11 protein-coding genes and 1 tRNA gene are annotated in these 12,778 nt (G+C 73.4%); 7 read left to right on the top strand and 5 right to left on the bottom strand.

Features of this window, described 5'->3' with window-relative positions; all coding sequences use genetic code 11:
* Positions 1-17: 17 nt before the first annotated feature.
* A complete protein-coding gene (locus tag AC07FV_RS05980; protein ID WP_479084964.1) occupies positions 18-572 on the bottom strand; it encodes a quercetin 2,3-dioxygenase in 555 nt (184 codons plus the stop codon).
* Between the two features lie 172 nt (positions 573-744).
* On the opposite strand from AC07FV_RS05980, the gene AC07FV_RS05975 reads away from it, so the two are divergent.
* Both AC07FV_RS05975 and AC07FV_RS05970 read left to right on the top strand, forming a co-directional pair.
* Complete coding sequence (locus tag AC07FV_RS05975; protein ID WP_479084962.1) at positions 745-1,233, top strand: MarR family winged helix-turn-helix transcriptional regulator; 489 nt, start codon at positions 745-747, stop codon at positions 1,231-1,233.
* Positions 1,230-1,652: an ankyrin repeat domain-containing protein gene (locus tag AC07FV_RS05970; RefSeq protein WP_479084961.1), complete on the top strand. Its 423-nt coding sequence runs from the start codon at positions 1,230-1,232 to the stop codon at positions 1,650-1,652. Before AC07FV_RS05975 ends, AC07FV_RS05970 begins: the two co-directional genes overlap by 4 nt.
* 82 nt (positions 1,653-1,734) lie before the next feature.
* Here AC07FV_RS05970 and AC07FV_RS05965 read toward each other — a convergent pair.
* Positions 1,735-1,808, bottom strand: a tRNA-Pro gene (locus tag AC07FV_RS05965).
* A gap of 100 nt (positions 1,809-1,908) precedes the next feature.
* Here AC07FV_RS05965 and AC07FV_RS05960 point away from each other — a divergent pair.
* From AC07FV_RS05960 to AC07FV_RS05950, 3 genes are all read left to right on the top strand, one after another.
* A complete protein-coding gene (locus tag AC07FV_RS05960) occupies positions 1,909-2,448 on the top strand; it encodes a DUF309 domain-containing protein (protein ID WP_479084960.1) in 540 nt (179 codons plus the stop codon).
* A 79-nt stretch (positions 2,449-2,527) separates the two neighbouring features.
* Positions 2,528-3,301, top strand: a complete 774-nt coding sequence (cobF, locus tag AC07FV_RS05955) for a precorrin-6A synthase (deacetylating) (protein WP_479084958.1) — start codon at positions 2,528-2,530, stop codon at positions 3,299-3,301.
* A gap of 86 nt (positions 3,302-3,387) precedes the next feature.
* Positions 3,388-5,466, top strand: coding sequence for an MDR family MFS transporter (locus AC07FV_RS05950; protein WP_479084956.1), 2,079 nt, complete (start codon positions 3,388-3,390; stop codon positions 5,464-5,466).
* Positions 5,467-5,499: 33 nt separating this feature from the next.
* Here the strand turns inward: AC07FV_RS05950 and AC07FV_RS05945 are convergent, their stop codons facing one another.
* Positions 5,500-6,273 (bottom strand): sulfite exporter TauE/SafE family protein, encoded by a 774-nt coding sequence (locus AC07FV_RS05945; RefSeq protein WP_479084954.1) that lies wholly within the window; start codon positions 6,271-6,273, stop codon positions 5,500-5,502.
* A gap of 225 nt (positions 6,274-6,498) precedes the next feature.
* Here AC07FV_RS05945 and AC07FV_RS05940 point away from each other — a divergent pair, with 225 nt between their 5' ends.
* On the top strand, positions 6,499-8,814 hold the full coding sequence (locus AC07FV_RS05940; protein WP_479084952.1) for an FhaA domain-containing protein: 2,316 nt from the start codon (positions 6,499-6,501) through the stop codon (positions 8,812-8,814).
* 69 nt (positions 8,815-8,883) lie between these two features.
* Here the strand turns inward: AC07FV_RS05940 and AC07FV_RS05935 are convergent, their stop codons facing one another.
* Both AC07FV_RS05935 and AC07FV_RS05930 read right to left on the bottom strand, forming a co-directional pair.
* Positions 8,884-10,395: a long-chain-fatty-acid--CoA ligase gene (locus AC07FV_RS05935; RefSeq protein WP_479084950.1), complete on the bottom strand. Its 1,512-nt coding sequence runs from the start codon at positions 10,393-10,395 to the stop codon at positions 8,884-8,886.
* A 73-nt stretch (positions 10,396-10,468) separates the two neighbouring features.
* Positions 10,469-11,656: a thiolase family protein gene (locus AC07FV_RS05930; RefSeq protein ID WP_479084949.1), complete on the bottom strand. Its 1,188-nt coding sequence runs from the start codon at positions 11,654-11,656 to the stop codon at positions 10,469-10,471.
* Positions 11,657-11,848: 192 nt separating this feature from the next.
* Between AC07FV_RS05930 and AC07FV_RS05925 the strand changes: the two genes are divergently transcribed.
* The gene (locus tag AC07FV_RS05925; RefSeq protein WP_479085759.1) at positions 11,849-12,658 is read left to right on the top strand and encodes a lysophospholipase; all 810 of its coding nucleotides are present in this window, start codon (positions 11,849-11,851) and stop codon (positions 12,656-12,658) included.
* Positions 12,659-12,778 lie beyond the last annotated feature (120 nt).

Here is a 12,778-nt window from a genome sequence, read left to right as displayed (position 1 = left end):
CGTACACCACGGCGGGCTCAGCTTCCCGTGTGCCATCGGTGGTCGGGCAGGAAGGTCACGTCGTACTGCCGCGGCACGTCGGCGAACCGGTGCGGTTCGGGTACGAACGGGCGCCGCGGGAGGCCGAGTTCCCCGGTGTCGGTGCCGAGTGTCTCGAAGAACCGCTCGAAGGTGCCGCCGGGACCGGCCGCGACACCGACGATCTGGCTGTGGTGGCGCTCGATGCGGTAGGCGTGCGGGCAGTTCTTCGGCACGAAGCCGAAGTCGCCGGCGGTGAGCAGCCTCTCCTCCTGCTCGCCCCGCAGGTCCTCCACGAACAGGCGGACCGCACCCTGCGTGACGAAGAAGACCTCGTAGGTGTCGGGATGCGAGTGGGCCGGGATGATGTCGCCCTTGGGGCCTTCGCAGGTGAAGAAGTTGAAGGTGTTCTCGGTCTGCGGGCCGCCCGCGTAGACGGTGACGAGGTCGCCGAAGAGGTGGGCGCGGTCGCCCATGCCCTTCTCGATGAAGTACGGCGTGCCCGGTTCGGCGGGAATGAGGGAGGAGGAGCGCCTGGCGAATTCGATGGTCATGGAAGCCTCCGGCTCGACGCGGCACAGGACAGAAGCGTCAGGCAGGCTGACGCTTCAATGTCAGGTTACCTGACGACTGAGAGGTCGACCGGTCCCCGCACGAAAAGGCCGAGGGCACCGCGCGGCCGCGTCGTAAGCTCATGGCCGAGAAGCCCGAAAAGCCCGAGGAGCCATGACGCGAGCCGAGCGAGCCGAGCGAGCCGCACAACCCGACGCACCCGAGGAAGCGGTGCGGAACCTCCCCCTGCTGCTGGCCGGAGCCAGGCGCTGGTTCGACGACGCCCTGACGGCGAGCATGCGGGCGGCCGGCGAGCAGCCGCTGAGCAGCGCCCAGGGTCAGGTCTTCGCCCTCCTGGACGCCCAGGGCACCACGGTCGCCGAACTGGCCCGGCGCCTCGGCGTCACCCGCCAGACCGCCCACCAGGCCGTACACGGTCTGCTCGCGCTGGGGCTGCTCGAACAGGTCCCCGACCCGGCCTCCGCACGCAACCGTCTGATCCGCATCACCGCGGAGGGGGCCCGCGTCCACCGGCGCGCGCAGGCGACCCTCGCCGTCGTCGAGGAGGTCCTGGCCGACCGCATCGGCTCCCGGGAGGCCTCCGCGCTGCGCGCCGCCCTGACCCTGCCCCGCGGCGAACCGCCGGTCGTGGTGGCCCCGTGACCCGGCGACGCCACAAGAAACTGTCCCGGCGGCTCGTCATCGCCGCGCTGGTCGGCGACCTCGCGGGGGTGCGGGCGGCGCTGCGGGCCGGGGCTCCGGCCGAGACGGCCGACACCGCGGGCTCCACACCGCTGTACCTGGCCTCCGTGAACGGCACCGCCGACATCGTCCGCGTGCTGCTGACGGCGGGCGCCTTCCCCGACACGGAGAGCGGGATCGGCTCGGAGGGCACGCCCCTGTGCGGGGCGGCCGCCTGGGGCCACACCGAAGCCGTACGCGCGCTCCTGGAAGGCGGCGCCGACCCGAATCTCCGGGAGGACCACGGCACCGGCCGCGCGCCGCTCGACTGGGCGTCGAGAGGGCCGTACCCCGAGACGGTCGACCTGCTCGTGGCCGCCGGGGCGCACCCCAGCCGGTGAGCGGCGGGGCACCGGCCCCGCAAACGGCCGAGAGGCCGGTCCAGATTTCTCCGGACCGGCCTCCCACGGCGACTCTTTCGAGTCGGGACGACAGGATTTGAACCTGCGACCCCTTGACCCCCAGTCAAGTGCGCTACCAAGCTGCGCCACGTCCCGGTGTGCTCACGCACGGCGAACCGCGCGATCACGCGGACTGCACTTTACCCCACACTCCGGGGCACGCCTAAGCGGGCCGGACCGGGGGACAATCGGACCCATGAACAGTCCTGCCGACAGCCCCATGGACAGCACGGCCCCGGACCGGCCGCTGGGCGCCCGGGACCGCGACGACGAGGGCCGCGCGCGCAACGCGAGGCCGCGGGACGGGCTGGGACGCCCGCTGCCGTACGGCGCGGACGGCGTCCCCCGCCAGCCCGAGGGGGTGGTACGGCCGCCCGAGGAGACGGTCGCGCAGGCGCAGCGGCTGCTGGACGAGGGGAAGCCGTTCCACGCGCACGAGGTCTTCGAGGACGCCTGGAAGTCGGGGCCCGAGACGGAGCGGGAGCTGTGGCGGGGGCTGGCCCAGCTGGCCGTCGGGCTCACGCACGCGGCCCGCGGCAATGCCACCGGCGGGGCCAGGCTGCTGCGCCGCGGCGCCGGGGCGGTGACGGACTGGTCGGCCTCGGCGGCCGGGCAGCGGCGGCCGTACGGGATCGACCTCGGCGAAGTCGCCGACTGGGCCCGACGGCTGGCGGGGGACGTGGAGGGCGGCGGCGCCGTGGACGCGGGCGCGCGGGCGCCCCGGCTGCGGGGCTGAGCGGGCGGCCGGCGCGAGCGGCACAGGACCCGGCCCGGGCGGCCGGGGCGTCGCGGACGGCCTACGGCAGACTCGTGGCGTGCGGACCATTCATGTGATCGGTATCGGCGCGGGCGACCCCGACCAGCTGACCCTCCAGGCGGTCAGGGCGCTGCGGGCCACGGACGTCTTCTTCCTCCTGGACAAGGGCGAGGTGAAGGCCGGCCTGGTGCGGTCGCGCCGGAACATGCTGGAGACGCACCTGGCGCCGGGGACGTACCGGATCGTCGAGGCACGCGACCCCGAGCGGGACCGGGAGGCGGGCGGCACGGCCTACTCCCCGGCCGTCGGGGACTGGCGCGGCGCCCGGGCCGACGTCTACGAGCGGCTGATCGCCGAGGAGCTGGGCGAGGACGAGAGCGGCGCGTTCCTGGTCTGGGGCGACCCCGCGCTGTACGACAGCACGCTGGGCGTCCTGGAGGAGATCCTGGAGCGCGGCGAGGTCGCCTTCGCGTACGACGTCGTGCCGGGCATCAGCAGCGTCTCCTCACTCGCCGCCCGGCACCGGACCGGGCTGAACCGGGTGGCGCGGCCGGTGCAGATCACCACCGGGCGGCGGCTCGCGGAGGGCCTCCCGGAGGGCGTGGACGACGTGGTCGTGATGCTCGACGCCCACCAGGCCTTCCGGCGGTACGCGGACCAGGACATCGACATCTACTGGGGCGCTTACCTGGGAACCCCGGACGAGATCCTGGCCTCCGGTCCGATCGCCGAGGCCGGACCCCGCATCGAGCGGCTGCGGGCCGAGGCCCGGGAGCGCAAGGGCTGGATCATGGACACGTACCTGCTGCGCCGCAACCCGGGCGACGGCTAGCCGGGTGGCCGGTCCCCGGCGGAGCCGCGCACCCGGGCGGACCGTCCCCGCATGCGTGGCCGCTGCACCGGTGTGATCGTGACCGTGTGACAGTCGCCGAGGGAACGCCACCGACCGCCACCGCCCAGCCGCCCGTGCTGGACCGGCGCCGCCGCAACGTCGTCTTCGTCACGATCATGCTGGGCATGCTGCTCGCGGCCCTGGACCAGACGATCGTCGGCACCGCGCTGCCGACGATCGTGTCGGACCTGGGCGGCGGCGAGCACATGTCGTGGGTGGTGACCTCGTACCTGCTCGCGGAGACCGTGGCGACGGTACTGGTCGGCAAGTTCGGTGACATGTTCGGCCGCAAGGTCGTCTTCCAGGTCTCGGCGGTCGTGTTCATCACGGGCTCGTTCCTGTGCGGGCTGGCGACGAGCATGCCGCTGCTCATCCTCTGGCGCGCGATGCAGGGTGTCGGCGCGGGCGGGCTCATGGTGACGTCGATGGCGCTGATCGCCGACGTCATCCCGCTGCGGGAGCGCGGCAAGTACCAGGGCGCCATCGGCGCGGTGTTCGGCGTGGCCACGGTGGTCGGCCCCCTGCTGGGCGGGCTCTTCACCGACCACCTCTCCTGGCGCTGGGCCTTCTACGTGAACGTGCCCATCGCGATCGTCGTGGTCATCGCCGCCGCCCGCACCATCCCGGTCGTGAAGTCGGCCGCCCGGCCCGTCATCGACTACCTGGGCATCGCGCTGGTGGCGGTCGGCGCGAGCGCGCTGATCCTGGCGACCAGCTGGGGCGGCAACGAGTACGGGTGGGGCTCGGTCGTGATCATCGGCCTGTTCGCGGGCGGGCTGCTCGCGCTGGGGCTGTTCTGCTGGGCGGAGACCCGGGCGGCCGAGCCGATGCTGCCGATGCGGCTGTTCGGCAATCCGGTGTTCCGGGTCTGCTCGATCCTCAGCTTCATCGTGGGCTTCGCGATGCTCGGCGCGCTGACGTACCTGCCGACCTACCTCCAGTACGTCGACGGCGACTCGGCCACCGTCTCGGGCGTGCGGACCCTGCCCATGGTGGCCGGGCTCCTGATCGCGTCGGTCTTCAGCGGGAGCGTGGTCAGCAGGACCGGGCGGTACCGGCTGTTCCCGATCGCGGGAACGCTGGTGATGGGCGTCGGCCTGTACCTGATGTCGCTGATGGGGCCGTCCACGGGTGCCTGGCTGGAGTCGCTGTTCATGTTCGTGCTGGGCACGGGCATCGGCCTGTCCATGCAGGTGCTGACCATCGCCGTGCAGAACACCGTCGACTACTCCGACCTCGGCACCGCGACCTCCGGCGTCACCTTCTTCCGCACGCTGGGCAGTTCCTTCGGCACTGCCGTCTTCGGCACGATCTACGCCAACGCGCTCGGCCCCAACCTGCGCGACGGCGTGTCGGAGGCGGCGCGGACCGGGGCCGCGGATCCGGCGGTGATCAGCGGGGCGGCGAGCAGTCCGGAAGGCGTGCACCGGCTGCCGTCGGAGGCGTCGGCGCCGATCGTCGGCGCGTACGCGGACACCATCCAGACCGTGTTCCTGTGGACGGTCCCGGTCGCGGCCCTCGGTCTCCTCGTCGCCCTGTTCCTCAAGCAGGTCCAGTTGCGCGACAGTGCCCGCGCGGGCTCCACCGACCTGGGCGAGGGCTTCGCCCCACCGCACGACGCCAGCAGCAGGCGGGCGCTGGAGGCCGCCGTCGGGAAGATCATCGGCCGTACGGAGCTGGACACCGCCCTCCGGATCGTGGCCGGCAGCGACACCCGGCTGGACGTCGCCGGCGCCTGGGCCGTCATGCAGGTCGAGCTGTTCACGCGGCTGGTCGGGCACGCGAGCCTCGGTCTGATCGCGGCCCGTCGGCGGATGCCGCCGGAGGTGCTGCTGCCGGTCTTCGACCGCATGGTCGAGGAGGGTTTCCTGACCCGCCACGGCTCGCTCCTCTCCCACACCGACGCGGGTGCCCGCGAGGCCCTGGTGATCGGCCGGGCCTGGTCGACCTGGCTGGAGGACCGGGTGGAGCAGGACATCGGCCGCCCCTCGGACGCGGAGCTGCGGGCGGCGCTCGACGCGATCGCCAAGCGCCTGCTGGTCGAGGACCTCGGCAACGGCTTCCCCGAGCGGGTCCGGCAGGCGGTCGCGACCGGAGCCCGCTGACACGACGCGCCCGGCCGCACCGACGGTCAGCGGTCAGCCCAGCAGCAGTTGGAGGCCGCCCAGCACGGTCGCCGCGATCACCAGGCGCTCGAACAGGACCTGGTCGATCCGGCCCACGGCCCAGGTCCCGAGGAGGGCACCGGGCACCACGAACACCAGGAGCGCCGCGTCGAGCAGCAGCGAACGGCCGTCGATCAGGCCGAGGCCTGCGCTGAAGGGCAGTTTGGCGACATTGACGATCAGGAAGAAGATCGCCGACGTGCCCAGGAAGCCGAGCTTCCTGAAGCCCGCGGAGAGCAGATACATCGACATCACCGGCCCGCCCGCGTTGGCCACCATGGTGGTGAAGCCGCCCAGGACGCCGTAGGCGCGGGCTTTGGCGCGGCCCGCCCTTGAGGTGACCTCCCCCGGTTGCCCGGCCTGGTCCGCCCGCCGCCGGCGCCACAGCGTCACGGCGGCCATCAGCAGCAGGATGGCGCCGATGGACGTGCGTACGATCGCGTCGTCCGCCCACACGAGGAAGACGGTGCCGACGACCACGCCGGCCCCGACCGCCGGGAACAGCCGCCACAGCGTGGGCCAGTGCGCGTGCCGCCGGTAGGTGAGGACCGCCAGGAGGTCGCCCGCGATCAGGACCGGCAGCAGGATGCCGGTCGAGGCGCGGGCGGGCAGGACCATCGCGAAGATCGCGAGGCTGACGGTGTTGGCTCCGCTCACGGCGGTCTTGGAGAAGCCGACGAGCAGCGCCGCGAAGGCGAGCGCGGCGAACTCCCAGCCGGTCAGGTTCCACAGTGTCATCGTGTTCATGGCGAAGATCGATGCTATGCGCACCCGGCCGGTGCCCGGCCCCGGCCCACGCCGAGGGCCCGGCCGGGGCGTCCGGCGACGGTGGGCCACGGCGCGGTGCGACCGATCCGGTGAATTGCGGCGACACACCGACGCCGGTCACTCGGCGTGGCTATATACGTATTATCTGGCACCCCTTCGCCCCTTCTGACTGCATTGCGGCAGATCGGCACACCGGAGGCCGCAGTGAGTACGTTCACCAGGATCGAGCAACGTTTCGAGTCTCTGATCAACGGCACTTTCGCCAAAGTTTTCAAGTCCGCGGTTCAGCCCATGGAGTTCATCGGCGCGCTCCGGCGCGAATGCGACGTCAACGCCAGGATCTGGAACCGGGATTCCACCATCGCGCCCAACAGCTTCATCGTGGAGCTCAGCCCGGGCGACCACGAGCTGTACCGCGCGTGCCTCGTCATGATCGGTGAGGACCTGGTCCAGAGGCTGCGCGAGTACGCCGAGCAGCAGAACTACGCGTTCGTAGGCCCGTTGAAGGTGCAGTTGCAGCGGTCGGAGAGCCTTCGGGCCGGCCAGTTCCGCGTGCGCAGCCGGCTCGAGGTGCCGCCGGACGTCCAGTACACCGTGCGGGCCGGCCGGCTCCACGGCGCGGCGTACTCGATGCCGGTCGGGCTCCGCCCCGACGAGGCCGTGGCCGTGCCCGCGGCGGCGCTCGTCCGGCGCGGGGACAAGCAGGTCCTGACGGCGGCGCAGTTCATATCCATGGGGCTGACGTTCGCCGCGGACGGCACGCTCGTCCGCGCCGACCCGCCGATCGCCCTGACCACGCCGCCCGGGCCGTCGCGGCCCGTCCACCCCGCGGCGGGCCCCGCGGCCCCGGCCGCCCTGTGCCGCGGGGAGCACGAGCCGCTCGCCCTCGCCGCGGGACCGGTCGCGCCTCCCGCGCTCACCCCCCGGGGACACCGGACCCACCGGTTCGGACCCGGTCCCGGCCGCCCGCTGACCGTCGGCTCGCCCGAACCTCCGGTCGCGGACCCGGCCTCGGCCCGCCCCTCGCTCACTCCCGTTCCGGCCGGCGGTCTGCGCCGCGCCGAGGACCCAGGCATCCGGACCGGCGTCCGCACCGGACCGCCGGCCGGCCGGCACGACCCTCGGCGCGTCACCGACCCGGTGCCCGTCGGCTTCACCTTCTTCTCGAAAGGACTCATCGTGACCACCGATCGCGACATCTCCGTCGACAACGCTCCGCCGCCCGGGGCGGAGACGGCGCCGACGGACCCGGCCGCGCACCGGCCGGCCCCCGGCCCGTACACCGCCGACGGTTCCCAGCCGGCCGCACCTGCCGCACCCGGCCCCGGCGTCCCGGCCGCCCACCAGGCCGTGCCGCACCACGGTGCGACGGAGTACCACCCCGCGGCGCCCGTCATGCCCGGACCCGCCGTGCAGCCCCTGTCCACGCCCTACGCACGGCGGGCGCACCTGCCGCAGGGCGCCTCCGCGGCGCCGCACCTGCGTCCGCCGGCGCCCCACAACCCCGCGCTCTGGCCGCCCGCGGACTCCGGCCGCATCGGTCACAGCGCCTCGGTCGAGCTCTCCTCAGAGCGCCTGCTGCGCGGCCGGGCGGGCGAGCGCCGGGGGCTCAGCCGGCTGAAGATCCTCGGCAGGTCCGCGGAGCGGGAACGCGAGCAGAAGCTGGCCATCCTCCGCACGCCGGTGATGAAGTGCCACAAGATCGCCGTCATCAGCCTCAAGGGCGGTGTGGGCAAGACGACCACCACGACCGCCCTCGGTGCCATGCTCGCCACCGAGCGCCAGGACCGGGTGGTCGCCATCGACGCGAACCCGGACGCGGGCACGCTCAGCCGCCGGGTGCGCCGGGAGAGCGGCGCCACGATCCGCGACCTGGTGGCCGAGCTGCCGGCCATCGACAACTACATGGCCGTCCGCCGGTTCACCTCCCAGTCCCCGAGCGGCCTGGAGATCCTCGCCAACGAGGCCGACCCCACCCTGTCCACCGCGTTCAACGACGAGGACTACCGGCAGGTGGTCGGCTGCCTCGGGCAGCACTACCCGATCATCCTGACCGACTCGGGGACCGGCCTGCTGCACAGCGCGATGCGCGCCGTCCTGGACCACGCCGACCAGCTGATCGTCGTCGCCACACCGAGCGTGGACGGCGCCACCAGCGCCAGCACCACCCTGGACTGGCTCAACGCGCACCACTACGAGGACCTGGTGCAGCGGAGCATCACGGTGATCTCCGAGGCCCGCAACAAGAGCAAGATGGTCAAGGTGAACGACGTCCTGGACCACTTCCGGGCCCGCTGCCGGGGCGTGGTCATGATCCCGTTCGACGAGCACCTCGCCACGGGCGCCGAGGTCGACCTGGAGCGGATGAAGCCGCGCACCCGTGAGGCCTACTTCGACCTGGCGACGCTGGTGGCCGCCGACTTCCCCCGCAGCCAGCCCGAGGCCGTGAGCTGGGGCGCCACCTACCCGCACTCGGGATACAACGCGGCCAGCATGTTCGCCGCTCCGGCCTGGGGCTGACCGCCGCGCGCCACGGAGCACCCCGCCCCGCCCCGGCCCCCCGACGGGTCCGGGGCGGGGCGTCCCCGTCTAGCCCGCCGCGTACCGCACGCGCAGTTCCCGCTTGAGCACCTTCATGCTGGGGCCGAGCGGCAGCTCGTCCGCGAACTCCACGCGGCGCGGGTACTTGTACCTGCCGAGGTACCGCTTGGACCACTCGGTGATCCCGTCGGCGTCCCGGGCGGCGTCCGGCGCGGGGACGACCACGGCGCACACCTCCTCGCCGTGCAGCTCGTCCGGCAGCCCGATGACGGCGACCTGCGCGATGCCGGGGTGGCGCATCAGCACCTCCTCGACCTCCCGCGGGTAGACGTTGTATCCGCCCCGGATGATGACGTCCTTCTTGCGGTCGACGATCCTGAGGAACCCCTCGTCGTCCTTGGTGCCGAGGTCCCCGGTGCGGAACCAGCCGTCGACGAGCGCCTCGGCGGTGGCCTCGGGGCGGCCCAGGTAGCCGGAGAACACGTTGTGGCCGCGGACGACGACCTCGCCCAGCTCCCCGGGCGGCAGCAGTTCGACCCGCCCCTCGACCTCGGCCCGGGCGATTTCCACGTCCACGCCCCACAGGGGGTGGCCGATGGTGCCGGGCCGGGCGCCGAACACGGGCTGGTTCACGGCCGCCGCCGGGGAGGTCTCCGACAGCCCGTACCCCTCGTAGATCTTCGCCCCGAACGCCCCCTCGAAGCGCTCCAGCACGGCGACGGGCAGGGAGGCGCCACCGGAGACGCACACCCGCAGGTCGGGCAGGGCGTCGGCACCGCCCGCCGCGGCGGCTAGGGCGACGAACATGGTCGGCACACCGTGGAAGGTGTTGACCTTCTCCTTCACCATCAGCTCGATCGCCCGCGCGGCGTCGAAGCGCGGCAGCAGGACGAGGGTGGCTCCGGCGCGCCAGGTGGAGTTCAGGGAGACCGTCTGCCCGAAGGCGTGGAAGAGCGGCAGCGCGCCGAGCGCGACGTCGTCGGGCCTGATGTCGTTGGCGTCGAAGGCGTTGACGGTCGCGTTCATGACCAGGTTGAAGTGACTGAGCACCGCGCCCTTGGGCACGCCGGTGGTGCCGCTCGTGTAGAAGACGACGGCCGGGTCGTCGGCGTCCCGGGTGACGTACGAGGGCAGCGGCTCGGCGTCCGCCGCCAGCTTCCCGAACTCGTCGCCGAGGGCAACCATCCGTACGCCCGCCTCGCGCGCGGCGGCCGCCCCGGTCTCCGCCTGGGCGGGGTGGCACAGCAGCAGCGTGGCGCCGCTGTCGCGCAGGACGTGCTCGACCTCGCCGGCCGACAGCAGCAGGTGGACCGGCACGACGACACCGCCGGTCGCGGCGATCGCGTAGTACGCCTGCGGGAACTCGGCGGTGTTGGGCGCCATCAGCGCGACCCGGTCGCCCGGCCGCACGCCCAGGCCGGTGAGGGCGCCGGCCTGGGCCCGGGCCCGCCGCCACACCTCGGCGAAGGTCAGCCGCAGGTCGCCCTCGACCAGCGCCTCCTTCTCGGGACGGCGCCGGGCGTTCTCGGCGAGGACGGCGGCGACGGAGAGGGTTGCCATGGAGTGTTGCTCCGTTCCTTGCTGCGGCTGTGCGAGGTGGGGTGGCGTACGGGCCCGGCTCGTCGGGCCGGGCCTAGTGCCGTTCGACGAGCACCGCGCTGCCCTGCCCCACGCCGACGCACATCGTGGCGAGCCCGCGGGCTCCTCCCGTGCGGCGCATGCGGTGGAGCAGCGTGGTCAGGATGCGGGCGCCCGAGCAGCCGAGCGGGTGGCCCAGCGCGATGGCGCCCCCGGTCGGGTTGACCAGGCCGGGGTCGATGCCCAGCTGGTCGACGCAGGCGAGGGCCTGGGCGGCGAACGCCTCGTTGAACTCGGCCTCCGCGAGGTCGCCGACGCTCCAGCCGGCGCGGGCGAGGACCTTGCGGGTGGCGGGGACCGGACCGATGCCCATGACGTCCGGGTGCACACCCGCCGAGCCGCCAGCGACATAGCGGCCGAGGGACTCCAGGCCCAGCTCGTTCAGTGCCTCCTCGCTGACCAGGAGGAGGCCGGCGGCCCCGTCGTTCATCGGGGAGGCGTTGCCCGCGGTGACGGTGCCGCCGGGGCGGAAGACCGGCTTGAGCCGGGCGAGCTTCTCCACGGAGGTGTCCTCGCGGACGCACTCGTCGGCGTCGACGATCACGCCGTCGGGGCGCTCGACCGGCAGCAGCTCGTCCTCGAAGTGGCCGTTCTTCCGGGCCTCGGCGGCCAGGCGGTGGCTGCGCAGGGCGAACTCGTCCTGGCGTTCGCGCGCGATCCCGTACCGCTCGGCGACCTCCTCGGCGGTCTCGCCCATGGCCAGCAGCCCGTGCAGCTCCTTCATCCTCGGGTTGACCAGGCGCCAGCCGAGCCGGGTGTCGGCGGTCTCGATGCGGTGCGGCAGCGCCTCGTCGGGGCGGGGCAGCACGAAGGGCGCGCGGCTCATCGACTCCGAGCCGCCCGCGAGCACGATGTCGGCCTCGCCTGCGGCGATGGTGCGGGCGGCGGTGGTGACGGCCTCCAGCCCGGAGGCGCACAGCCGGTTCACCGTGGCACCGGGCACGCTCTCGGGCAGGCCGGCCAGAAGGGCCGCCATACGGGCGACGTTGCGGTTGTCCTCGCCGGCCTGGTTGGCGGCGCCCCAGTAGACGTCGTCGATCCGGGCCGGGTCGAGCGCGGGCACGTCGGCGATCAGGCCCCGGATCACGGTGGCCGCGAGATCGTCGGGCCGCACGCCGGACAGGGCACCGCGGAGCTTGCCTATCGGGGTGCGGCGGGCGGCCGCGAAATGGACGGGACGCACAAGAGCTCCTGACCGTCGTCGCTCGGTCGCCGGGCGGTACACCACCGTCCGGCGGGTCTCCCCGCGGCCTGACCCGGGTCCCGGGGGGCCGCGGAGGCCGTTAATTAGCACTGCTAGTTTTGGACTATAGACCGTCGGCGCCCTCCCTGGGAAGATCCTCGGGTGACCTTCACCGACCCGGCCGGAGGAGACATGACCGAGGTCCGCGAGTACGTCCTGACCGGAACGCGGGGGCGGCTCGCCACGCGCGAGTGGGCCGCCGGGACGCCCCGGTACGTGGCGCTGCTGGTGCACGGGTACGGCGAGCATGCCGGCCGTTACGACGAGGTGGCGGGCGTCCTGGCGGCGCACGGCGGGGCGGTGTACGGCGTCGACCACACGGGGCACGGGCGGTCGGACGGCGAGCGGGTGCTGATCGAGGACTTCGAGGACGTGGTCACCGACGTGCACACCGTGGCACAGCGGGCCGAGGCCGCTCACCCGGGGCTGCCGGTGGTCGTGATCGGCCACTCCATGGGCGGTCTGATCGCCTCCCGCTACGCCCAGCGCCACGGCGGCGGGCTGACCGCACTGGTGCTGTCGGGGCCGGTCGTCGGCGACTGGGAGCTGCCGCGCCGGCTGCTCGCTCACGACGAGATCCCCGACATCCCCATCAGCCCGGCCGCGCTCTCCCGCGACCCCGCCGTCGGAGCGGCGTACGCGGCGGACCCGCTGGTGTGGCACGGCCCGATGAAGCGGCCGACCCTGGAGGCGTTCGTACGGACCCTCAGGGCCGTGGCCGAGGGCGGTGACGTCGGGCGGCTCCCGATGCTGTGGGTGCACGGCGACGACGACCGGCTGGTGCCGCTGTCCGGCAGCCGCGTCGGCGTCGAAGCGCTCAGCGGCGGTGACCTGACCGAGCGGATCTTCCCGGGCGCCCGGCACGAGGTGTTCCACGAGACGAACCGGGCCGAGGTCTTCGCGGACCTCACGGGCTTCCTGGACGGCGTGCTCGCCCGCTGAGGGCGCACCGGCGTTTGCACCGGCCGCCCCACGGGCACCCGCGCCCCCGTGGAGCGGCCGGACCGTGCCCCGCCTTCGGGGCGCCACGCCCCGGTCCGCTCCGCACGGAGGATCACGGAG

This window comes from Streptomyces sp. NPDC045956 (genome assembly GCF_056430705.1).
Note: the sequence above shows the minus strand (reverse complement) of the source record. Positions and strands in the feature narration are given on the sequence as shown.